The organism is Bradyrhizobium sp. USDA 4503 (assembly GCF_054055815.1).
Window position 1 is genome coordinate 1,526,580 of record NZ_JBSRXS010000001.1, and the last position, 23,074, is coordinate 1,549,653.

The window sequence follows — 23,074 nt, forward strand, 5'->3', positions numbered from 1 at the left end:
AGTCGATAGACGATACCTATGTTCATTCGACTCGAATTCGCCGGGATGCCAGGAAGCATGGGAAGCATTGTTCTGCTCGATCTGATGGGGGGCGTGGCGCTCCTGCTGTGGGGCCTGCACATGGTCCATAGCGGGATTCTGCGCGCCTTCGGACCGGATTTGCGGCTGCTGCTCGCCCGGGCGCTGCGCAATCGCTTTACCGCCCTTGGCGCCGGCCTCGGCCTGACCGCCCTGCTCCAGAGTTCGACCGCGACTGCCCTGATCACCAGTTCCTTCGCCGCCGAAGAGATCGTCAGCCTGGTGCCGGCGCTCGCGATCATGCTCGGCGCCAATATCGGCACCACGCTGATCGTGCAGGTGCTGTCGTTCAACGTCGCCGCCATCGCGCCGGTCCTGTTCATCGTCGGCCTCGTTGCGTTCCGCAGCGGGCCGCGCTCCCGGATCAAGGATCTCGGCCGCGTCTCGATCGGCCTCGGCCTGATGCTTCTGGCGCTGCACATCCTGCTCGATACGATGGCGCCCGCCGAGAATGCTCCGGGCGTGCGCGTGTTCCTGGGCGCGATCACCGGCGATCCCGTGCTCTGCATCCTGATCGGCGCCGTCGTCACCTGGCTGGTCCATTCCAGTGTCGCCAGCGTGCTGCTGGTGATGTCGCTGGCCTTTTCCCAGTTCATCTCGCCCTATGCCGCATTTGCGCTGGTGCTCGGCGCCAACCTCGGCAGTGCCATCAATCCGCTACTGGAGGGCGCGCGGCGCGACAATCCGGCGAGCTACCGGCTGCCGGTCGGCAATCTCGTCAACCGCGTCGTCGGCATCCTGCTGGTGGCGCCGTTCCTGCGCCCGATCACCGAGATCATCTACGCCTGGCAGCCCGATCTCGCCAAGGCGACTGCGCTGTTCCACATCGCCTTCAACGTTGCGACCGCGCTGCTGTTCATCGGCGTGCTCGACCACATGGCGCGGCTGCTCGAGCGTCTGCTGCCGAAGCGAGCGCAGGAGACCGATCCATCACGGCCGCGCTATCTCGACGAGAGTGCGCTGGAGACGCCTTCACTGGCGCTGGCCGATGCGGCGCGCGAGGTGCTGCATATGGGCGATCACACCGAGGCCATGCTGCGCAAGGTGATGGCGGCGATGCTCACCAACGATCGCGCCCTGGTTGACCAGGTGTCGAAGATGGACAACACCGTCGACCGGCTGAACGAGGCGATCAAGCTTTACGTCACGAAACTCACCCGCGGCAGCCTGGACGAGCGCGAGGGCCAGCGCGCGATGGAGATCGTCGCGTTCGCGATCAATCTCGAGCATATCGGCGACATCATCGACAAGAACCTGAGCGAGCTCGCGACCAAGAAGCTCAAGCATCGCCTGCAATTCTCCACCGAAGGCGCGGAGGAATTGTCGGCGTTCCACAAGCGCACGATCGACTCGCTGCGGATCGCGTTCGGCGTGTTCATGTCGGGCGATGCCAACGAGGCGCGCAAGCTGCTCACCGAGAAGGCGGCGCTGCGCGCGGCCGAATTGGCCGCCGTCGAGCGCCATCTGGAGCGCCTGCGCGAAGGCCGGCCCGAAACCATCGAGACCACTTCGCTGCATCTCGACGTGCTGCGCGACCTTCGCCGCATCCATTCGCACATCTGCTCGGTCGCCTATCCCGTGCTCGACGCCGCCGGCGAGACCGCCGCCGATCGCGAGAGCACCACCATGGAAGCGACCGACGTTGCGGCGCCCGTGCCTTCGAGCTCTCCGGGCTCCTGACCCTGGCAAGGCCCGCCGCGCCGGCATGGCGTGATGCGATCTGCGCTCGCTATGTCGGCGGCCGATGTTCGGAGCCGAAACGCCGCGGCGGAAGCGCGGAGATGGCAGCGAGTTGGTCGATGCTGTCACGCTGGCGATCGAAAGCCCCGAGCAGATCGCCTTGCAGCAGCCGGCCGCCCGACAGCTTCATCCGAAGCGGATCGACGTTGCGGCCGTTGATCCGTACCTCGTAATAGAGGTGCGGTCCGGTCGAGAGCCCGGTCGATCCGACAAAGGCGATCGTCTCGCCCTGACGAACGCGGTCTCCGATCTTCAGCCCGGGCGGGAAGCTTGCGACGTGGGCATAGGTCGTCTCATAACCGCGGTCGTGCCGCACGCGGATATATTTCCCGTACCCGCGTTCGTACCCTTCGGTCTCGACGACGCCGGCGCCCGCGGCCGCGATGGGCGACCCATAGGGCGCCGCATAATCGACGCCCTCATGGAAACGGCGGTCGCCAAGGATCGGATGAATCCGCCAACCAAAGCCGTCGCCAAGGCGGCCGGTCACGACCGGCTTGCGCAACAGGAATTTGGTGATGGACTGGCCGGTCTCATCATAGAAATCGGAGCTGCCATCGTCCGGCGCCGTGAAGCGATAGTACCGGCGGGACTGTCCGCCCGCCGTCAAATCGATGAAGACCAACTCCGGCTGACCGATGTCGTTCGGCGCGTAGATGATCTCGGCCACATCGGCGTCGCCGAGCGGCTCGTCGAGATCGAAATCGCGGCCACAGAGCCGCATCAGTTCAGCAACGATCCCCTGGTCGACGTGGTTGGAGCGCGCAAGCGCGTCAAGGCCGTCACGCAGCGTTTCGCCCGGAACGGAATGCGTATCGATCGACTCACGCAGCGGGCTCTCGCTGCGCGCGGCGATGTCGGGCTGTTCGGGCGCGATCGGCTGGTATTGGCCGCCATCGGTGCGACCGACGGCGGACACATCGGAGCCGGCGCGTTCGATCGACACCTTCGCGACATGGCCGCGCGGCGAACCGGCGTCTTCGCCTTGTTCGATGACCGTGATTTTCTCGCCACCGGACAGCGTCTCCAGAGCGCCAGGCGACGGGAAGGCGGCAAGGATCGCCGGCGCGTCCTCCGCGGCCGCCGCCAGCGCCCGCAGAATGGCGGCCAGCGTGTCGCCGCTTCTCGCGATAATGACATGTCGGCGGTGACGCGACGACGTAGGCGACTTCGGAAGGTTGGTGACGTTGACAGCCTCGCCGATCGGAGCCGGTGGACGCGGCACGTCTTCACCGTCAGCATAGGCGCTGGTGCCGCCCGGCAGCGGGCGCCGCGCTGGACCTGTCCGTATGATGGCCGGCAGCTCCGACAGCAGGTCGCGTTGCGAGCCCGCTCGCGCGTCGTCCTTTTCGTCTCCCCGCGCTTCCTGGTGTGGCTCGGGATCGATCTCCGCGAGCCGCGCTGACACGCGGGTAAATCGACGGACCGCGCCGGCATCGCTCAGCTGCTCAATCTTGAGCGCAGCGGAATTGCCCTGCGGGCCGAGCCTCCGGTCGAGACGATCGCCGCGTCGCGCCTCGTCAACTACCTGCCCTGCGAAGCGCGGAAGTGACACGACCGGCGCGGCTGCGAATCGCGCGTGATCGCCAAACGCCCCGCGAAGCGCGCCGGCAAGAAGAGCGACGGCGGCGGATCCGATCAGAATCGTCCCCGCCATCCAGCGGAGGCTGACGGCGCGCCGGTCAGGCAATTTGCGCTCGCCGGTCAGCGGTGGCTCGTCAAGCGACGGAATATCGCGGACGCTCGATAGATAACCACCCGCTTTCGTCGCTTCGTCACGGCTGGTCATCAACGCCCCTCATCCCCTGGGGCACGGTCTCGAGATGCCGCCACGCCCACGGCAAGCCGTAGATGCCATGCCGCTTGGGGCGAATGTTTGACCTTGGTTCAGATTCGGTCGCAATTGATCCCGGGCTGAGCCCGATGCTGGAATCTATCGAGATTCCCGAACAAGGCCCGGCATACCGCTCGCCGCTCCGGCGATGACGGCAATCAGCTATCGAGTGTCTTCGACCCGCGGCCGCGGTTCTTCACGATCAGCATGATGTTGCGGATGTAGATCAGCGTGGCGAGACCCTGCCCGATGATGATGACGGGCTCGCGCTTGGCAAGCCCATAGATCAGCGTCATCAGGCCGCCGCCCATCGAAAAGAACCAGAACGCCATCGGCACCACGCTCTGGCCGGCGCGTTCGCTGGAGATCCACTGCACGAGGAAGCGCGCGGTGAAGAACAATTGCGCGATCAGGCCGAACGCCAGCCAGAAGTCGAACTTGGCGATGAACACGTCGTAGAGATAGGCGCTCAGCGCCTGACCGTACTGAATCAGCATCACTTCACCTCGGTCACGCCCGGCACACCAGTGACACCGGGCACTTCAGCGACCACTTCAGTGACGACCGGCGTCGGCTTCTTGCGGCGGATCAGCCACCACACGCCGGCGAGATCCATGATCCCGATCCATAGCCGGTCGAAAAATCCATAGTTCGACACGCCGGAATGGCGCGGCCGATCGACGACGTCGACATAGGCAATCGCCAGCCCCTCGCGGCGGACCAGTGCCGGGAGAAAACGATGCAGCCCGTCGAAGTAAGGCATCGCCAGAAACACCTCGCGCGGAAACGCCTTCAGGCCGCATCCGGTGTCGCGGGTGCCGTCGCGCAGGATGATGCCGCGCACCGTGTTGGCGATGCGCGATTGCAGCTTCTTGAAGCCGGTGTCCTTGCGCCCGACGCGCTGGCCCGCGGCGAGGCCGACGCGACCGTTGCCGCTTTCGACCGCCGCGATCAGGTCCGGCAGGAAGGCGGGATTGTTCTGCCCGTCACCGTCGAGCGTCGCCACGATCGCGCCGCGCGCGGCGCGCACGCCGCTGCGCACGGCCGCCGACTGGCCCGACGAGGTTGCGTGGCGGAGCTGCCGGAGATTGCGCCGCCCGGCCATGACCGCGCTCAGCCGCTCGCCGGTGACATCGGTCGAGCCGTCATTGACGTAGACGATCTCGTAGGCCCAGCGTCCGTCGAGCGCGGCCGCGATCTCGGCGATCAACGGCGCGATATTGTCCGCCTCGTTGCGCACGGGCACGACGATGGAAACGGCGACCGGCATCTGGTCGGGAGCAGGCAAATCGGCACTCGTGGTTGGTGTTGTCGGCGATGGAACCAGCCCGATCCGGCCGTCGGGCGACCGCTTTTATGGGGCGAAGGCGCTCCTCGCAACCCTTTTGAGACGCCCGTCCGACGGTCCTGACAGCGCCACCACGGTGCCGTCGCGATGAATGGCAAAACCAAGGCGGCGGGCGGCGAACCAGTAGCGCACGACCATTGCGCCGATCACCCCGACCAGCGCGCCGGCCACCACGTCGCTCGGATGATGCGCCAGCAGCACGAGCCGGGTCGCGGCGATGACCAGCGCGTAGACCAGCATCGCGAACCGCGCGCCCGGCCACACCGCGGACACCGCAAAGGCAAGCGCGAACGCCGTGATCGAATGTCCCGACGGAAAGCTCGAATAGGCCTCGGTACCGGCGAAATGCTGGAAGTTGAAGGCATTGGCCTTGCCGCCGACAAAGGGCCGCCCGCGGCCGACGATCCACTTGATCAATTCGCCGACAGCGACCGAGAGCACGACCGACAGAAACAGGTATTGCAGCCTTGTCCCGAAGCCAAGCAAGGTGGCGCGCGGCACGCCGCGCAGCGCAGGCGCCGCCAGCGCGACCACGATCAGCAGCAGGCCAAGCGCGCACAGCACATACTCGTCCTTGCCGAAATCGGTGAGCGTCTTCACCCACCAGAGACCTGGCGTGCCGCGTGGCGGCATCAGACTGATCTCGGTGACATCGAACGCATACATCAGCGTGATGATCACGGCGCCGACGATGACGACGAGCAAAAGTCCGTGGCGCGCGGAGCGGCGAGCCGCCTCGGCACGGCGCGAATGCGACGGTGCCCGCACGAGCTGGGCAAAGGACAGCCAAACCAATGTCAGCAATCGTCCGAAATAGTTGGCGGATTCCGGGGTGGCTGGAAGCGCCGGCATGTCATTCCGTCCCTTCGGAACGGAAGATCGCGATCGAGACCGCCTTGCCCTGCGAGATGTTGTAGCCCTCGACGCGCACCGGCGCGTTGTAGCGCAGGCCGATCGCCTCGGCGCGCTGCACGAAGGCGCGCTCCGAGCGCTGTTCGACCAGCGCGAAGCGGCAGGAGCCCTGCCCGAGGAAATCCGCGGCGCCCGATCCGTCGGTGAGCAGCGTCGAGGTATCGGTCATGAACACGAGGCTCGGCTCGTGGAAGCCGGCGGCTGCCGCCTTCGGGCCGACGCAGGTCACGTTGCGCAAGGCGCGTGCGACCTCCTGGCTCGGAAATACGGTGGTAAGCCGCGGCAGCACCACACCATAGGTGCCGGCTGCCATCAGCGCCGCGGCAATCACCGCATTGAGCAGCGAGCGCTCGGCGCGGCTGTCCTCGAACAACCACCACGCGATCAGGCCGAACACCATCGCAACGGCGAACAACGGCCAGGCCGGAAACACCGGCTGATGGATCGCCTTGATGGCGCCGACGATCACCAGCACCGCGCCGAAGGCGGGGATCGCGAACCACCAGGCGGCGCCCCGCAACAGCCACGGCGAGCGCGACAGCACGCGCCGCTCCAGCGCGCCGACGGTCAGGATCGCGATCGCCGGATAGAGCGGCAGCACGTAATGCGGCAGCTTGGTCAGCACGGCCTCGAACACGATCCAGGACGGGATCAGCCAGGCCAGCAGGAACTGCGCACCGGGCTCGCGCCGCGCCCGCCAAACCGCAGGCGCCGCCATGCCGGCCAGCGGCGCACCGGGCCAGAACGTGATCCAGAACAGCAGCAGATAGAGTCCAGGCGGCGCGCCATGGGATTCCTGCGCACCGAGCTTGCTCAGCATGTCGCCGCCGACCGAGTCGGCAAAGAAGGTCTCGCCGGCGCGCAGGAAGATCAGCACGAACCACGGCAGCACCAGCACGAGGGTCCACATCAGCCCCCAGACCGGGCGCATGCGCCAGAACCAGGCCGCCGATCGATCGAGAATCGCAAGCCCCGCCATCGCAAGGCCGACGAACATCAGGATCAGCGGCCCCTTGAGCAGGATGCCGACCGCCAGTGCCGTCCAGAAGACCGCGGGCGGACCCCATGAAGGGTGTGCGGGATCCTCGCCGCGCTGCCACGACAGATAGACTCGCGCCATCGCGCCCATCGCCGCGGTGACGGTCAGCAGCAGCATCGCGTCGGTCTTGGCGAGCCGCGCTTCGACCCCGAGCAGCACGCAGCTTGCCATCATCAGGGCGGCCAGCACCGCCCCCTGCCGCGTCACGAAGGCCAGCGCCGTCCAATAGGTCAGCAAAACGGCGCCGATGGCGCCGATCAGGGACGGCAGGCGGTACACCCAGATGCGGACCTGGGCGCGCGGCACCCCGAGCGCGGAGACGGTCTTCAGCGCAGCCGCCTGCATCCAGTAGATGCCAACCGGTTTCTTGTAACGGACGTCGTCCTGGAAGCGGATGTCGACGAAATCGCCACTCTCGACCATCTGCTTGGTCGCCTGGGCAAAGCGGACCTCGTCACGGTCGATCGGCGGGATGGTGAAGAAGCCCGGCAGGAACAGCACCAGGCAGGTCAGCGTCAGGAACAGGATCGAACGCCATTGGCTGGCCGTTGCGAACTCGAACGCCATGAACAGCCTGCGGCTCGAATGCGCAGGTTTTACAGACTGTTGCCCTGCTCCGAAGCGCCGGGGTTGGAGGCCATCCACCATGGGTTTCGCATACGATGAAACCGCAGCGCAAACAACTGTGCTGTTCCGCTTTCCGACCGTGCCGCTTCGCTTTCCCGTGCGATCATTGCACGCGGATCACAACGGTATCCGCGGCCCCCGTGGCGTCGATCACGGTGAGCCGCGCGAAGCCCGGCCCGGGCGGCTCGATCAGGCGCTGGCGCCGGCTGTCGATGTCCCCGGCTGAGACACCATTCACAAGGACCGTCAGCGGCAGCACCCCGCCGGCGACCTTGACCGGCAGCGCGGCATTGCGGCCGCCCTCGGATTGATCGACATCGATGCGCGAGCCGTTCAGCGGAAACTGGATGTGCGGAGCCTGGTCGTTGCCGCTACGGACCAGTTCGCCGAGCGGCCGGAAGCGGCGCAGCGGCGGCGGCAGTTTCGCGTTGGATGCGACCAGCACGCCGCGTGGCGGCTTCGGCAATGCCGCCGGGATTTTGCCGGTGCGTGCAAAGGCGTCGAACAGGATCGGCGCCGCGGCGGTTCGGCCAACCAGACCCGGCACCGGCGCGCCGTCGGGACGGCCGACCCAGACGCCGATCGTGACGCGGCCGTCGAAGCCGACCGACCAGGCATCGCGATAGCCATAGCTGGTGCCGGTCTTGAACGCGATCCGGTTGTGCACGCCGTTCTCCGGCGGCGGCGTGCCGAGCAGGACGTTGCCGACCTGCCAGGCCGCAGCCTGATCCATCAGCCGCATCGTGTCGCGGCTGTCATTCTCCTGCATGATCTCGCGCAACGGTTTAGTCGCGCCGAGCCGTGCCAGGCCGGAATAGAGCTGAGCGAGATCCTGCAACGTGATGCCGACACCGCCAAGACCCATCGCAAGGCCCGGCGCCTCGTCCTTCGGCAGCACGAGACTGGTGCCGGCCTGCTTCAGCCGCGACGACAGCCGGCTGGCACCGACCCGGTCGAGCAGCGCGATCGCCGGCACGTTGAGCGACAATTGCAGCGCCTTGCGGATCGGCACCGTGCCCTGGAACGTCATGTCGAAATTTTCCGGCGCGTAGGTGCCGAAGCGGATCGGCCGGTCCTCGATCAGGCTGTCGGGATGGACAAAGCCATCCTCGAAGGCAAGGCCATAGATGAACGGCTTCAAGGTCGAGCCCGGCGAGCGCACCGCGCGCGTCATGTCGACCTGCCCGGCCCGCCGCTCATCGAAATAATCCGCCGAGCCGACGCGCGCGAGCACGTCGCCCGTCTCATTGTCGACCACGACGATCGCAACCGAGACGTCAGGCCCCTGCGCGATGGCGCGGTCGCGCGCCAGCGCCTCCAGGTTCCGTTGTAGCGCGGCGTCGAGCGTCAGCTTGATGACGGGCGCATCCTTCATCGTCGCGATCGCCTGATCGGACGAATGCGGCGCCAGGATCGGAATCTGCTTGCGCATCTTCGGCACCGCCGTCGCAGTGGCCTGCGCGGCATCGTCCTTCGACACCACGCCATCCTCGACCATGCGCTCGAGCACGCGGTCGCGGGCGGCGTGGGCGGCGTCCGGGTAACGATCGAGCCGCCGCCGCTCCGGCGATTGCGGCAGCGCCACCAGCAGCGCGGCTTCGGCGAGCGACAGCCGCTTCGGCTCCTTGCCGAAATAGGCGATCGAGGCGGCACGGATGCCCTCGAGATTGCCGCCGAACGGCGCCAGCGCAAGATAGAGATCGAGGATCTGGTCCTTCGAGAGCTGCCGCTCCAGTTCGACCGCCCGCACCATCTGCCGCAGCTTTGCGTAGACCGAGCGCTGGTGGCGCGGCTCGATCAGCCGCGCCAGCTGCATCGTGATCGTCGAACCGCCCGAGACGATATGACCGCTGGTGAGAAGCTGGAATGCGGCGCGCGACAGCGCCAGCGGATCGATGCCGTGATGCTCATAGAAGCGCTTGTCCTCATAGGCGAACAAGAGCTTCAGATAGGTGGGATCGACTGACGTCTTCGCATCGACCGGCAGCCGCCAGCGCCCGTCCGTCATCGCATAGGCGCGGAGCAGCTTGCCGTTGCGATCGATCACCGTGGTCGAGACCTGCTGCGCCTTGTCGAGCGGCAACGGCCCGAGCGAAACGATCCAGGCGGCGAAGGCGCCGGTGATCGCAATAAGGACGACGGCCATTGCGGCCGCGACGCGGAGCGCCAGCCGCCCGCTGCGCTTGTCATGCCCGGGCTTGACCCGGGCATCCACATCCTTCGTTCGCATGGACGCGCCTATGAATGGCCGGGTCAAGCCCGGCCATGACGAGAAGAGTTTGCGCCGCGCGTCCTTGTTCATTTCGCCGGCTTCACCTCAACCGCACCGGTTCCGCTGCGGCCATAGCGCGAGGGATTGTACATGTCCTCGACATAGGCCTGCGGCAGCACATATTTGCCCGGCGACACCGCGCGCACGACATAGGCGACCGTAAACACCGCTTTGTCGTTGGCGCCCCGATCGATCGCCGCCGTGAAGCGGTCATCGCGGAACTCGGTGTTCTTCGGCTCGACGCCGTCCTCGATCCACGCGAGCGTGCCGGAATCCCCCGATGACACCAAGTTCGGGTTGTCGATCTCGAGCCCGGCCGGCAGATAGTCGGCCACCATGATGTGACCGAACTCCGGTTTGGCTTCCGTCACCTTCAGGACAACCGCGAAGCGGTCATTCTGTTTCGCCTTGGTGACATCGGCCGGCTTGCCGTCGAGCGTGAAATAGCTGCGCTCGATCTTGAAGCCGTTGGAGGCCGCCGGCTCCGGCGTGACCGGCGAGCCCGACACCGAGATCACCGCCTGCACCGGCGCATCGCCGGTATTGGTGATCCTGAGCGGCTGGCCGGTCATCTCCTCGGCCTTGTAGCTGCGATAGACCGCGGTCTTGACCGGCTGGCCGTTGATGTCGAGCGCCAGCGTCTCCTTGGCGAGCGCCCGCGCCGCCAGCACCATCCACGCATTTTCCTGCGTCGAGGTGTAGGGCGACAGTCCCCGCGCCGCCTCGACCCGCAGCACGGCTTGGGTCCGCGTGGTGCGCGGTGCATTGCCTTCGCCAGCGAGCGAGACCAGCGCAGCAGCATCGCGCAGCGCCGAGCCATAGTCGACCCGGCCGAACTCGATCACGGGTTTCGGGTTCAGCGCATCGAGCGCGGCACCATAGACCCGCTCGGCCCTCGCCTTGTCGCCGACCAGCGCCAGCGCCGCCGCAAGCTGGGCCTTGGAGATCGGGGTCGCCAGATTGTTCAGCTTGGTGTCGGCGAGATAGCGCAGATCACCGATCGGCGCCGCGCCGTTGCGCGCGAGCACATAGAGGCCGTAGGCCAGATCGCGGCCGCCGTCCTTCTCCGGCTCGTTGGCATTGACCACCGAGTTCCTGACGCGGTCGAGCGCGTTCTTGAACAGCACGTCCGGCACCGCAAAGCCCTTTTCGCGGGCCCGGGTCAGGAAGTCTGTGACGTAGGCATCGAGCCAGGCGTCGTCGCCGCCCGCCGACCACAGGCCAAACGAGCCGTTGGACCCCTGTCGAGCGAGGAGCCGCTCGATCGCGTCGCGGATGCGCTGGTCGACCGCGGTGTCCATCGCAAGATGGGCACCGGCGGCGAGATCATTGACATAGAGCAACGGCAACGCGCGGCTCGTGATCTGCTCGGAGCAGCCATACGGGTAGCGGTCGAGCGCCTTCAGAATGCTCGCGGCATCGAGCGCGGTCGACAGGCTCGCCGAGACCGAAACGCTGCCGGTACCCGGCACAAGATCGGAGAACATGTCCGAGGTCAGCGTCAGGCTTTCGCCCTTCGCCAGCGTGCGGATCGAACGGCGCGCCAGAACCTGGGTCGCCGGCTTGACGTCGAGCGCATAATGCCGCGCCAGCGTCAGCCCGTTCGGCCCGGAGATGTCGACGTCGAACTCGGCACGTCCGGCGCCGCCGGCCTCGAGGCCCAGCGACAGCGAGGAGCGCTGCTTGGCGGCGAGCTTCACCGTCGTGGTCGAATTGCCGGAAGCCTTGATCGGGCCGCTCGCCTTGACGCTGATGGCATAGTTGCCGGCGGCACCTTCGACATTGTCGATATCCATGCTGATGGTGCCCTTGTCACCGGTCAGCAGGAAGCGCGGCAAGGTCGCGGTCACCACCACGGGATCGCGCACGATCACGTCGACATTGGCGCGGCCGACCTTGGTTGCGCTCCACGCCACCGCCATCACCCGCGCGGTGCCGGCAAATTCCGGGATATCAAAGCTCACCTCGGCCGTCCCGTCAGGCCCGACCGTGAGGATGCCGGAATAGAGCGCGAGCGGCTTCTGCGTTGGCGGCGAGCCCTGCAGCTCGGCGCCGGCAGAGTCGCCGCCGCTGCGGATCTGGCCGCGGGTACCTTGCATGCCGTCGATCAGCTGGCCGTAGAGGTCGCGGATCTCGGCGGTCAGGCGGCGCTGGCCAAGGTAGTAGTCGTCCGGCGCCGGCGGCTTGTAATTGGTCAAATTGAGAATGCCGACATCGACCGCGGCGAGCACCACCTTGGCATCCTCGCCGGGATTGAGCCCGCCGAGCTTGACCGGGATCTTCAGTGTCGAGCCCGGCCGCACCAACGCGGGCGGCGACAGTTCGACGACAAGCGTGCGCGCTTTCTTGTCGATGCCGAACCATTTCAGTCCGATCGCGCGGCCGGGCATGCGCCCGGCGGCGGCATCGAGCGGACGGCGCAACGTCGTCATGACATACGCGCCGGTGCCCCAGTCCTTGCCGACGGGGAGCTTGACCTGCCGGGTGCCCTCCGTGACGTCGACGCTTTGGGTGGTCAGCAGGCGGTCGCCAAGCACATAGACCGTCAGCTTGCCTGACGTGCGCGCATTGACCGACACGGTCATCGTGTCGCCCGAGGCATATTCCGGCTTGTCGATCGAGGTTTCCAATAGATCGGGCGTGTCGGCGCTGCCGTCGGAATACCAGCCGACGTCGAACTGCACCGAGGTGACGGGGCCGTCGGCGTCGGTCGATTTCACGTCGAGCCGGTAGCGGCCGGGCTGCGGCTGGAAGGCCAAGCGCATCGGCTTGTCGGCCGCGAGGTTGACGTCGCCATCGGCGACGCGGCGGGTCGACTTGACCGGCTCATACTGCCAGGACGAATTCTGCCGGTACCACTGGTAACGCGACTCCAGCTTCAACAGCTCGTAGCGCAGCCCGTTGCGCGGCAGCTGCTTGCCGTCGGGCGCGACGAACACGACGTCGAACTCGGCCTTGTCGCCCTCGGCCACGCTCTTGTCGCCGAACAGCGGCTTGACGCCGATCAGCGAGGCGCCAGGGGCCACCGGCAGCACGATCTTGCGTTCCACCGAGCGGCCGCCGGTCTCCGCCATGCGGATGTAGATCTGGGCCTCCTGTGGCCGCGTCGAGGTCGGCACCTTCTCGAGCTTCACCGGAAAGGTCGCCGCGCCGTTGGCATCGGCCTCCGGCAGGTCCTCGATCGGGGTCCGCTCGTTGCTCGCGGTCTGCTCGTCGTCGACGCCGAACTGATAGCCGGCATAACCGGGCCGGCCGTTCGCCGCGGGCGCTACCAGCATGTCGCCCTCGAGCTGCAGGCCCGAGGCCGGCGCGCCGTAGAGGAAATGGCCGGAGACCTGAAGCTCCACTGGAACTTCAGCTTTGATCACCTTCTCCTTGCTGGTCAGATCGAATTCGACCCGTTCGGGAATGTAATCCTCGACCATGAAGGTGGTCTCGCCGACCGACGAGCCCTTCGGGTCGGTAAAGACACGGGCGCGCCAAGTGCCGGTCGGCACCGCCGAATTGAGCGCCACCGCCAGCATCCGGCCGCCGGCGCCCTGGTCGGGCAGCACGGCGCGGCGGAATTCGACGCCGTCGGGGCGCTCGATCACCATGGTCAGCGGCGTCCCGGTCAGGGCATTGCCCTGCCCGTCGCGCAACAGCGCGGTCAGATAGACGGTCTCGCTGGAGCGGTAGACGCCACGCTCGGCGTAGACGAAGGCGTCCGCGCCGGCCGGGATCGCCCGGCCCGCGACGCCGCGGTCGGTGAGGTCGAACGCATTGGTCTTCAGGCTCAAGAAGGCATAGTCGGCCTTCTCGCCCATGACAGTCAGCAGTGCCGGCGACAACCCGCCCTCGCCCCGGGCCAGGCCTTGCTCGAACAGCACATGGCCGGCGGCATCGGTCTTGCGCGCGGCCAGGATCTCATTGTTGCGGGCGACCAGCTTCACGTCGGCGTTGGCGACCGGTTCGGTCGAAGCCAGCGAGTTGACGAAGACGTGGATACCGTCATTGCCGGAAAAGGCCGACAGGCCCATGTCCGAGACGATGAACCATTGCGTCGCGAGCGTGCCGTCGTCGTCGGTGCCCGGCCCCTTGGCCGCGGCGGTCATGACATAGACACCGGGTTGCAGGTCGCCGAGCGCCTGGTCGACCGGAAACGCCGTGACGACGTCCTGGTTCAGCGTGGTCGCTGTCGCAAGCTCGCCGGACCACACCTTGACGCCGCGCTGGTCGCCGAGATCGGAGAGCTGGTAGCGGCTCAGCGTGCTCTGGAAGTCGCTGTCGATCACCGTGTTGATCAGGTTGCGGTCGCCGATCCGGAAGACGTCAACCTTGACCGCCGGCGTGTTGACGCTGACCACCGGGATACCGCGCTGTCCGGTCCGCGGCAGCACATAGGCCCGCCCGGTGAACCGCACGAACGGCTTGCGGTCGCGGACATAGATGTTGAACTCGGCCGATTTCGGCAGGGTCTCCTTGACGGTCGACGGCAGGCCGGCGCGCAGATTGATGTTGTAGCGCTCGCCGTGCTTGAGCCCGTCGACGCAGAGCTGCTGGCCCTCCGCCGACAAGGCCGGCTTGTCGGTGCCGGCGAGCGCGAGATACGGCGCGAAGTCGACGCGCTTGGCGAGTTCCTCCGAGAACTGGAAGCAGGCCCGCGGCGAGGCGGCGTCGGAATCGACGGTATAATCGAGCAGCCGGAAACCGTGCTCGTCGCGCATCTTCTCGTACTGGCCGCGGACATCGGCGACCTCGCGCATGTCGAGCGACAGCCGCAAGCTGTCCAGCGCCGGGCGCCACAGCTTGCGCTCGGCAAGCGCTTTGCCGAGCACGGCCAGCGCGTCCGCCTCCTCGCCCGCATTGCCGGCGCGCTGATAGGCGATGTAGGCGGCAGTGGAGGCGCGCTCCATCAGGAACGTCTGTTCGCTGGAGCCCGCCGACCGGATCTGGAAGATCGTCCTGGCGAGGCGCAGCCAGTTGGCGCCGTCCTCGGGCGTGGTCGCCGCGATCTGGCCGAGGATCTGCAGCCCGCCGCGGAAATCATTGCGCTTGAACGCGGCGTCGGCGTCGGTGCGCAGGGTCGCGGCCGACTTGTTGACCGCGCCGGCCTCGTTCTTGATCTGGGCTTCCAGCTTGATCGCGGAATCGGCGAGATCGTCGCGCTTGAAGGCCTTGTCCGCGGCCTGGGCGCCCACCAGGGCGAGCAGCAGCGTGGCGCATATCGTGGCGGCACGAACCAATCCGATCATGATGGAGCTCCTGAACGCCCCGCGGTCGAACGCCGCGTTGGGGCCAAAAGTGCGCGAAAAGGTGACGGAGTGAAGGCGCGGACATGAACGGACGAAAACGTCGCAGATCGCATTGCCGACATTCCTTTGACCACCCCGGCGGCAGCGTCGTGCGGCTCGGCAGGCTGGACAGGCCAACGCAGGGCGGGCGCCCTGCTCGCCTTTGTCGTTCGACCACAAAAATCGGTTCGGACGGACTTGGCGGAAAGGCGGATTTTTCATATTGGCGGTGCTACAAGGCCGCCACGGTCCCGTAGCTCAACTGGATAGAGTAGCGGATTTCTACTCCGCGGGTTGCAGGTTCGAATCCTGCCGGGATCGCCAGATGGCTTTTCCTGCCAATGATTTCAATGACTTATAGGCAATTTTGTCCAGCCTCGGACTTGGGTTAGGCAATTTTCGATTATCGGACACATCGAATCCACTTTGCAGTTTCGCAATAGCTGCAACAGCCAGTTTCTTGCGTGCGCCCTCGCGGCAACAACGCTCAATCTCTCGGATGTCGGTGTGTCCGGTGATGGACATGATTTCGAGCGCCGTGAAATATGCTCGAAGGGTCAGATGCCATCTTCGCCGGTCGGCACACCCATGTGCCAGGTCTCTATTGGGAATTCACCGTACTTGGATGCAACGAGGCGTGCGTGCATGACGGGACCCGAGATCTTGGCGCCGATGGCCTCGATGATCTGCAGAACTTCGATCGGACGAACGAGGTGGCCGCGCAGGATCAGACTTCCATCGTCTCGCCTACTTGAGCAACCCAGCCTGATCGTTGCCGTCAATCGAAGTAAGCGAAGTCACGGCTGACCCGAAGGTTAGGCAGTAGCCAAAAATCGGTATGGGACTCAATGGCACCCAAACTGCCTAACCTTGACGCTAACCCATTGTTTTATCTACATTCTGTCAACCTTGGCCGGGATCGCCACCCCACTCCCCCTTCAATGAAATCATTTTCCGCAAGCCGCGAAGCCGGCCGGAAACAAACCCGGCGTAGTGTCGCGGGCATTGGACCAAGGGGATTAGGTCATGTGGGATTTCATCAACGAATTGTATCGGGATTTCTGCCTGGCTCGCCTGCAGGAGATGCGCAAGCTCGAGCATCATATCTGACCGGGCGGAGCATCGGTGACGATCAGCCGTTCTCGCGCCGCGGCTTGGATCACCCCAGACAATCGGACCTTCGCCAGCGCACAAGCAGCCAGCACCAATCCATCGCGGGACTCCCAGGCCCCGTATGATTACGGGGGCGCTCGAACCTTGGCGCCGGTTTTGCAGACACAAACATGACTGGGATTGCGGGCCCAGATTGGAACAGGCGCCGCCGGGACAATGCATTTCGAGCCCGGCGGCGTAATTTTTCGGGACGGGCTCACCGCCATGATCCGAACGGTCCGGCGTCAGTGCCGGGACCATTCCCTTGCTTCGCCCGCGGCCTCTCCTGCCTGGAAATCAAGCACGCTCGTTCGACGTCGATAGCTCCACCATCGAGGTGTCAGCCGGCACGGCGATGAAAAGGATCGCCGCTGGTTGATCGTCGTCCTCCTGGCCGGTCGCTCGCGAACGTCGACCGTCGGCAGCAATCAAACCAATCTCTAAGGCTCTCTTAACCACAAGCGAAGGCCGCACGCGGGTTCATGGGCCGATTGCGCGCCGATCCGCGTTGACCAGCACCATGCGTGTGACAAGCCGTCCGATCGCCTCTGCTCTGTGTGGTGCGGCGGTTCTCGCTGCGCCGCTCGCAGCCGCCAATGCGCAGCAGGTGCAGGCCGGAACGCTTGAGTGTCGTGGCGGACCTGATACCGGGTTCATGGTGGGTCCGGTGACCAACCTCAATTGCGTGCTGCACGTCGATAGCACGCCGGACAGTCGTTATGTCGCGGCCATCCGCAACCTCGGCGCTTTGATCGGAGATCAAGAAGTCGCCATGACCTGGAAGGTGATGGCGCCCGTGCCGTGGCTTGGAAGCGACGATCTCGCCGGCGGCTACGCCCATGCCGACGGCGCCGACGTCAACGTTCTCGCCGGCGGCACGAATACGCCGATCACGCTGCATCCGTTGAACGAGCGGAACGTCCCCTCAACGCCGCCCCTGAAAATCGAGAACCTCGAGATTCGGCCGGTGGACCGCTGACCCTGAGCGCAGCCAGGCGATGGCCGGCGCGGCCGCCGGAATGCACAACGCCGTCCGCTTGAAATAGATGCGGACGGCGCTGGCCCTAGCCCCAGGAAGGTGATGCAAAATCCTGACAGCTCCAAGTCTGCACACTTTGTGCCAGCGGCGCATGTCCCAAATTGGCTATCACGCGGCATGGCCCAAATGGGCCATTTGGAAACACAGAAACAAAGATAGGTTAGGCATCGAGGCGCCGGCGACGGTGCCTCACGACCAAAGTGTCTACTTGGCCTCAGCGTGGCCCACGCGCTGAGGCCTTTCTTTTTCGATGTTCGCCGTGTGCCGTGAAATCACTCGCGTCTTTATCATTCAGCGCACGAAACGATTCCGTAGTTCTCCGTGCGTGAACAAAGTTCCGGCGGCGATTGAGGGACTGATCGCTTTCCGTTCGTGCGATTGTAGGTTCCACTTGCCGTGAGCTCCGGCAGCGCTCTTCGCAATTTCTTAATCCAAGAATGTTTCTCTAGAGGATTGTGAGTGCGCGCATCGGTCGTCGATATTTTTCAGGACCGCGATGGACGATTCCCAGATCGTCCTTTTTGTTCGATGAGGATTCGCACGACCAAAACATCACGCGAGCGATGCGAACGCACAGCGCGCTCGGTCACGCCGCGAGAGTCTCACTTTGGTTTGCTCGGCCGATGCGCCATTCCCATATACACCCCACCGGCCTTCAATTCCGCCAGCATCTGGTCGATCCGCTTGCGCTGTGTTGCAGTTCGCACGCTGCGGCCGATCCAGTGCAGATAGTCGTTGCGCTGATACGGCGGGCGCGCCTTGAACGCCTGCATCGGTCCAGTCGCATCGAGCTCGCGGCGAATGCTCGCCGGCATCGCCGCGCGCGGTCGCTTCAACGTCACGCCGCCCTCCGATCGCCGGATCAGGACCGCCGCTTGGCTTCGACGTAACGTTTGAAGTTATCCAGGATCGCCTGCCAACCGCCGCGTTGCTGCTCGACCGAATGAGTATCCTCGCTGTCGAAGCTGACCTGCACCTTGACGCCGCCGGTCTCCGGCGTGAATGCGACCTGCGCGCTGCGATCGCCGAACGAATATTCGAGCAGCCGGGGCTCCTCGACCCTGGTGTAGGTGCCGGCGAAATCGAACCCCATGCTGCCGTCCTTGGCTTCCATTCGCGACGAGAAGGCGCCGCCGGTGCGCAGGTCGACGGTCGCGGCGGTCGTGTGCCAATCGTCGGAAGCCGCGTTCCACTGCTTGATGTCGTCGGGCGTCGTATAGGCGCGCCAGACATCCGCGATCGGCGCGGCAACGGTCGTTTCGACGGCAATCCTCATATCAATTCCCTCGTTGCGATGGGGTGAAGCCGACGCGCCTCCCGGGCGGCGCCGGACCGCGGCCATTCTATTAGGGCCATTGATGCCTTCGTCAAATGGCAATGCCCGGGCCACCGGGAACATGAGGAGATCCGAGATGCCATTCGACCAACCAGATGGTGCGTGGTCGCCACAAGAATTTCGTCAGGAATGACCGTGTATGGAAGACGAGTCCAATGCCCGGAGAGCGCGTCATGCGGAACCTGAACACCGTCCTGAGCAAGCTGAACGACCGCCTGCTGCGGCTGGAGGGCGAATTGTTCGTGCTGCGATCGATCGCGCGCGCCGCCCTCACCGCCGGCGACGAGTCCGCCGTCCGCACCCGCAAGCTGCTCGAAGGCGCAATGCTTGCACTCTCGGACGAAGCCGAACGGCCGCTGGACGCCGCGACCGGGAAATACGTCGCGGCCGCGATCGCCATGGTCGAAGAGCTGCTTGAGAATCCCCGCGAGGCGGCCCCGCTGTTCAGGGTGATCGACGGCGGCAGGCGGGACGATTAGCGCGCTTGCGCCGAGCCTAGCCGGTACCCTGCACGGCCTTGTCATAGGCCTCGATCGTCACCCTTGCCCTGTCCGCAATATCCGCACCCGTCATGCCCGGCTTGTAAAGGCTGCTGCCGAGACCGAAGGCGCGAATGCCCGCCTTCACATACTCGGCGAAATTCTGGTCCGAGACGCCGCCGACCGCGGCGATCGTCACATCCGGCGGCAGCACGGCGCGGATCGCGGTGATGCCGGCGGCACCGAGCACGCTGGCCGGAAAGAATTTCAGGCTCGATGCCCCCGCGCGCGCGGCGAGCAGCGCTTCCGTCGGCGAGAACACGCCGGGCATCGTGATCATCGCGTGGTCCCTTGCACGCGCCAGCACCTCGACATCGACATTCGGCGACACCATGAGGCGGCCGCCGACGTCGTGCAGGCGATCGACGTCGGCTGCAGTCAGCACCGTGCCCGCGCCGATCAGAACATCGGCCGGCGCGCGCTTCGCCGCGATCTCGATCGAGCGGAACGGCTCTGGCGAGTTCAGCGGAATCTCGATCGCGGTCATGCCGGCGTCGAGCAGCGCGCCGACGATGCCCAGCACCTCGTCCGGCTTGACGCCGCGCAGGATCGCGACCAGCGGCCGCTTCATCGGCGGAAACGGAATACTCATGCGTTGATCCCTCACTTCTTCCAGATCGCCGCCGCCGCGCCGGCGAGGCCACGGCGAACCGCCTCCTCCGCATCCATAACATTGAGCGGAATCGAAAGGCATTCGAGCGCCATCTGATAGAGCCGCTGCAACCGGCCCGAGGCAATCAGCGTAACCGGCGCTCCCTGCTCCCGCTCCGCAAGGCCCGCCGCGAGTTCGACGCCGATCAACGTGCCCGAGATCGTCTCGCGCGCGGCCTGTGCGTTGCCGCCGAACAGCAGCTGCCGCGATCGCACGCGAAACAGCAGATCGGCCGCTAGCGCCGGCGCCGCGAATGCCGCCGCGACCGCCGCGCGGAACGCATCGCCGTCAACAGCTTCCTCGGCGCCGGCGACGGCGTGCGACAGGATGGTGTCGCGCGCGACCGCGCTGAACAGCTCTCCGGTCATGAAGGTCGCAAAGCGTTCGACCGTTCCGCCGCGGACCCTCACCCATTTGGAATGCGTTCCCGGCATGCAGACGAGCGCCTCGCCCGGCGCATTCAAGCCGAGCGCCCCCAGCAGCTGGGTCTCCTCGCCGCGCATGACGTCCGGCGCGGCGGCATCACGCTGCGCAATTCCAGGCAGGACACGGATCTCGCGCGTCTGCCCGCTGACCACGACAGCGCCCTTGAGGATGTCCGACAGATGCGCCGGCGTATCGATATAGCCGGCCTCGACCCAGCCCTGCCGCGCGCCCGCCATGCCGCAGATCACGACCGGCAGGTCGGCCGGCACACCCAGCGCATCGAGATGCGATTGCAGCACGGCCGCAAAGCCGGTCCTGGCTGCCGCGGTCATGCCTTCATCGCTGCGGCGCTCACCGAGCACCTTGCCACCGGCGCCCGTCAGCCAGAGCCGGAAGCTGCTGGTGCCCCAGTCGACCGCGACATAGGAAAGCCCGCTCATCGCGCCCTGTTCCACGCTCTCAGTGTCCCGCGCGCCGACGGCGCCGCTGCCAGACGCGATAAAGGCGATCATCGCGCCACGCAAGGCGGCTCGGTGGCGTGACGCCACGAGGCCTCGCTGGCATCGGACGCGCGGATCGATTACCGCGCGCCCTTCAGCGTGCAGGAGGTCGTGCAGGTCGTAACGTTGCCGCGATCACATTTGATGCAGGGCGTTGACGCACTGATCCATGACCTTGGGATTGTACTGACTGTAGAGATTGGCCGCACAGCTGTTGGTCGATCCCGTAACCTCCGGGTCGGACCAGCAACCGGACAGTAAAAATGCTGCGGCACTCAAAATGGCGACCTTGCGCATAAGGCCTCCTGCCACGCCGTATCCGAGTAATGTTGCAAGTAACCTTGATGGGTTAGGTTAAATTCCGGTTTCAATTGCGGCCTTATTCGGAAGCAGTATTGCTTATCCACCGGACATTTCCCCAAGGTCCGGGCCCACACCGGCAAGGCCGTCAGGCGACCCCGCCTGGCGGCTTTGTTGCCCAGCAATGCACAAGGAAACCAACAAGATGGCCCGAAAGCCGCGGTGGTCGTTCAAGGAGGACCGACGACTGATGGAACTGGCACGCTCCTCGAAGTCGCTGGAGGAGGTCGTGAAGGCGACCGGCCGCTCGCCGGAGCGGATCAAGAAGATGGCGATGCGCCTCGGCCTGTCGATCAAGCCGCGCAGTACCACCAAGAAATGACTTGAAATACGGCCGCTAGAGTTCTGGCGGACAATCGTCCTTCGCCCGCACCGGGATCGCCTTGACCTCGCCTTCCGGCTTGGCCTCAGCCTCGCGTTCCGCCTCGGTCCCCCTGGTGCAGGTGGTCAGCACGAAAGCAACCCGGCTGCATTGCCATTCCGGCCCGAGCGCCGCATTGGACACCGGCTCGGGCGACGCCAGTGTCAGGGATAGATACGCCACCAAAACGGCACCCGCCGCGCCTGCGGCAGCCAGCGCCGCGCCCTTTCCGGACCACAGCTTGGACATCATGGCCTTGGTTCCCGCCGATCTCCAGGAGACGAGGCAACCGCCTGTCCACGTGTGATCGGAATCACAACCGGGATCAAACAGTTCAGCCCGAGTCTTTGGGCTTGATGTGGGATCGATATTGCACTGCCGCAAGACGGGGTTAGCGCGCCGGCTCGATCACATTACAATTGGTCCGGCCCGACATCAGGCAGTCCTGCATCTTGCTCGCCGCCGTCAGGTCATGCGCGAGCCAGAGGCCGACCGCGAGCATGACCGCTGCGACCAGCAGTCCGATCAGCGCGCCCCTTCTGCTGCCTCCGTCGTCGGATTCGCTCATGCCCGCTTCGGTTCCCGGTTGCCACGGTCCGCATCATGACCCTTTGCACGGTTGCGTGCGATCAATTCTGCAACAGTCGCACAACGAAATGCACGGCCGCGGCCGTCGGCACCGCAATTCCGTTGCGCGCCAGGGGCGACTCGCGAAAGACTACTCGCTGAAGTGGAGCGCGTGTGCGGGGCGTGCCGATGAGCGAACAAGAAGCGACGACGTACGACTATCAGCGTTACAGGCAGTTGCTCTCGGAGGCTGTCGATGAGAGCAGCAGGCAGCGGCTGATCAGCCTACTGATCGTCGAAAGGGCGCGCGACAGGCTGGAAGCCCAACGCGCCTCGGACCGGAGCGCGATGACCGCCGAGACGGTCGCCAAAGTCCTGGGTAACGGACGACGCGAGCACCTCCAGCGCGGCTGAACTTTTCAACAGCCCTTGTTCAACAGCCCTTGGTGACCAGCCACTCACCACGCGTCCGCGGGGCGAACGATGGCTGCTTGACGCTGGCTCATATCTCCCTTGCTCCACAGCCCTCCGTTCACCACTGGCAATTTCGTCGCCATTCACTTATTGAAACGCCGAACCAACCCCATCCATCACCCGAACAGAAAGCAGCAAGGCTTCCTCTATGAGTGGCTTCAAGGAACCGGGTTTTGCCGACCGCCAGAAAGCGGCCCTGCAGGCGCGGCAAAACCTCCTCAACAAGTTTCGCGCCCAGCCGGGAGCTGACGATCCCGCTGTGAAGGCACGTGCCGAGGAGCGCGCGGCAATCGCCGAACGCCGCACCAAGGCCAAGGAAGCCCGTGAGGCCGAAAAGGCCGAGCAGAAGCGCCGCGAGGAAGAGGCCGCCGCCGCCGAGGCCGCCCGCATTGCCCGCGAGAAGGAAGAGGAAGCCGCCCGCGAGGAGGCGCTGCTCGCCGAGCAGAAGGCCAAGCGCGATGCCCGCTACGCGGCACGCAAGGAGCGCGGCAAGAAGAAGCGCTAAGGCGCAACCAGGCCCGCCAGAGCGGCGGGCCTGCGGATAG

General features: G+C 65.6%; 20 protein-coding genes and 1 tRNA gene. 7 read left to right on the top strand and 14 right to left on the bottom strand.

The window, feature by feature from the left end:
- Window positions 1-57: 57 nt before the first annotated feature.
- Complete coding sequence (locus tag ACVMIH_RS07335) at window positions 58-1,758, top strand: Na/Pi cotransporter family protein (RefSeq protein ID WP_456861098.1); 1,701 nt, start codon at window positions 58-60, stop codon at window positions 1,756-1,758.
- A 49-nt stretch (window positions 1,759-1,807) separates the two neighbouring features.
- Here ACVMIH_RS07335 and ACVMIH_RS07340 read toward each other — a convergent pair whose 3' ends face one another.
- From ACVMIH_RS07340 to ACVMIH_RS07370, 7 genes are all read right to left on the bottom strand, one after another.
- Entirely contained in the window at window positions 1,808-3,607 is a 1,800-nt protein-coding gene (locus ACVMIH_RS07340) for a M23 family metallopeptidase (protein WP_456861100.1), read from the bottom strand.
- A 203-nt stretch (window positions 3,608-3,810) separates the two neighbouring features.
- Entirely contained in the window at window positions 3,811-4,149 is a 339-nt protein-coding gene (locus ACVMIH_RS07345) for a lipid-A-disaccharide synthase N-terminal domain-containing protein (protein WP_016845896.1), read from the bottom strand.
- The gene (locus tag ACVMIH_RS07350; RefSeq protein ID WP_456866397.1) at window positions 4,149-4,922 is read right to left on the bottom strand and encodes a glycosyltransferase family 2 protein; all 774 of its coding nucleotides are present in this window, start codon (window positions 4,920-4,922) and stop codon (window positions 4,149-4,151) included. Before ACVMIH_RS07350 ends, ACVMIH_RS07345 begins: the two co-directional genes overlap by 1 nt.
- Window positions 4,923-5,006: 84 nt before the next feature.
- On the bottom strand, window positions 5,007-5,852 hold the full coding sequence (locus tag ACVMIH_RS07355) for a phosphatase PAP2 family protein (protein ID WP_229191481.1): 846 nt from the start codon (window positions 5,850-5,852) through the stop codon (window positions 5,007-5,009).
- A gap of 1 nt (window position 5,853) precedes the next feature.
- Window positions 5,854-7,599 carry an ArnT family glycosyltransferase gene (locus ACVMIH_RS07360; protein ID WP_375166482.1) on the bottom strand — a complete coding sequence of 582 codons (1,746 nt, stop codon included), beginning with the start codon at window positions 7,597-7,599 and terminating at the stop codon, window positions 5,854-5,856.
- An 82-nt stretch (window positions 7,600-7,681) separates the two neighbouring features.
- A complete protein-coding gene (pbpC, locus tag ACVMIH_RS07365; protein WP_245311369.1) occupies window positions 7,682-9,808 on the bottom strand; it encodes a penicillin-binding protein 1C in 2,127 nt (708 codons plus the stop codon).
- 68 nt (window positions 9,809-9,876) lie between these two features.
- Entirely contained in the window at window positions 9,877-15,084 is a 5,208-nt protein-coding gene (locus ACVMIH_RS07370; protein WP_456861102.1) for an alpha-2-macroglobulin family protein, read from the bottom strand.
- A 286-nt stretch (window positions 15,085-15,370) separates the two neighbouring features.
- On the opposite strand from ACVMIH_RS07370, the gene ACVMIH_RS07375 reads away from it, so the two are divergent.
- Together ACVMIH_RS07375 and ACVMIH_RS07380 are read left to right on the top strand one after the other, a co-directional pair.
- Window positions 15,371-15,447 (top strand) — tRNA-Arg (locus tag ACVMIH_RS07375).
- Between the two features lie 1,348 nt (window positions 15,448-16,795).
- Window positions 16,796-17,254 (top strand): DUF992 domain-containing protein, encoded by a 459-nt coding sequence (locus ACVMIH_RS07380; RefSeq protein WP_456861104.1) that lies wholly within the window; start codon window positions 16,796-16,798, stop codon window positions 17,252-17,254.
- Between the two features lie 662 nt (window positions 17,255-17,916).
- Here ACVMIH_RS07380 and ACVMIH_RS07385 read toward each other — a convergent pair.
- The gene (locus tag ACVMIH_RS07385) at window positions 17,917-18,156 is read right to left on the bottom strand and encodes a YdeI/OmpD-associated family protein (RefSeq protein WP_456861106.1); all 240 of its coding nucleotides are present in this window, start codon (window positions 18,154-18,156) and stop codon (window positions 17,917-17,919) included.
- 20 nt (window positions 18,157-18,176) lie between these two features.
- A complete protein-coding gene (locus ACVMIH_RS07390) occupies window positions 18,177-18,590 on the bottom strand; it encodes an SRPBCC family protein (protein ID WP_016842508.1) in 414 nt (137 codons plus the stop codon).
- Window positions 18,591-18,823: 233 nt separating this feature from the next.
- Here ACVMIH_RS07390 and ACVMIH_RS07395 point away from each other — a divergent pair, with 233 nt between their 5' ends.
- Entirely contained in the window at window positions 18,824-19,129 is a 306-nt protein-coding gene (locus ACVMIH_RS07395; protein WP_168858558.1) for a hypothetical protein, read from the top strand.
- A gap of 16 nt (window positions 19,130-19,145) precedes the next feature.
- On the opposite strand, the gene ACVMIH_RS07400 is transcribed toward ACVMIH_RS07395, so the two are convergent.
- The 3 genes from ACVMIH_RS07400 to ACVMIH_RS07410 all read right to left on the bottom strand — a co-directional run bounded on the left by ACVMIH_RS07400 (window position 19,146) and on the right by ACVMIH_RS07410 (window position 21,064).
- Window positions 19,146-19,781: a 2-dehydro-3-deoxy-6-phosphogalactonate aldolase gene (locus ACVMIH_RS07400; RefSeq protein WP_456861108.1), complete on the bottom strand. Its 636-nt coding sequence runs from the start codon at window positions 19,779-19,781 to the stop codon at window positions 19,146-19,148.
- An 11-nt stretch (window positions 19,782-19,792) separates the two neighbouring features.
- Window positions 19,793-20,707: a 2-dehydro-3-deoxygalactonokinase gene (locus tag ACVMIH_RS07405; RefSeq protein ID WP_456866399.1), complete on the bottom strand. Its 915-nt coding sequence runs from the start codon at window positions 20,705-20,707 to the stop codon at window positions 19,793-19,795.
- A 195-nt stretch (window positions 20,708-20,902) separates the two neighbouring features.
- A complete protein-coding gene (locus ACVMIH_RS07410; RefSeq protein ID WP_456861110.1) occupies window positions 20,903-21,064 on the bottom strand; it encodes a hypothetical protein in 162 nt (53 codons plus the stop codon).
- Between the two features lie 208 nt (window positions 21,065-21,272).
- Between ACVMIH_RS07410 and ACVMIH_RS07415 the strand changes: the two genes are divergently transcribed.
- Window positions 21,273-21,449, top strand: a complete 177-nt coding sequence (locus ACVMIH_RS07415) for a hypothetical protein (protein ID WP_166205288.1) — start codon at window positions 21,273-21,275, stop codon at window positions 21,447-21,449.
- A gap of 15 nt (window positions 21,450-21,464) precedes the next feature.
- On the opposite strand, the gene ACVMIH_RS07420 is transcribed toward ACVMIH_RS07415, so the two are convergent.
- Both ACVMIH_RS07420 and ACVMIH_RS07425 read right to left on the bottom strand, forming a co-directional pair.
- Window positions 21,465-21,740, bottom strand: coding sequence for a hypothetical protein (locus ACVMIH_RS07420; RefSeq protein ID WP_050384538.1), 276 nt, complete (start codon window positions 21,738-21,740; stop codon window positions 21,465-21,467).
- A 139-nt stretch (window positions 21,741-21,879) separates the two neighbouring features.
- Window positions 21,880-22,056: a hypothetical protein gene (locus ACVMIH_RS07425; RefSeq protein WP_162832424.1), complete on the bottom strand. Its 177-nt coding sequence runs from the start codon at window positions 22,054-22,056 to the stop codon at window positions 21,880-21,882.
- Window positions 22,057-22,244: 188 nt separating this feature from the next.
- On the opposite strand from ACVMIH_RS07425, the gene ACVMIH_RS07430 reads away from it, so the two are divergent.
- On the top strand, window positions 22,245-22,469 hold the full coding sequence (locus ACVMIH_RS07430) for a hypothetical protein (protein WP_057016542.1): 225 nt from the start codon (window positions 22,245-22,247) through the stop codon (window positions 22,467-22,469).
- Window positions 22,470-22,677: 208 nt separating this feature from the next.
- Window positions 22,678-23,034 carry a DUF6481 family protein gene (locus ACVMIH_RS07435; RefSeq protein WP_057016541.1) on the top strand — a complete coding sequence of 119 codons (357 nt, stop codon included), beginning with the start codon at window positions 22,678-22,680 and terminating at the stop codon, window positions 23,032-23,034.
- The last annotated feature ends 40 nt before the right edge of the window (window positions 23,035-23,074 follow it).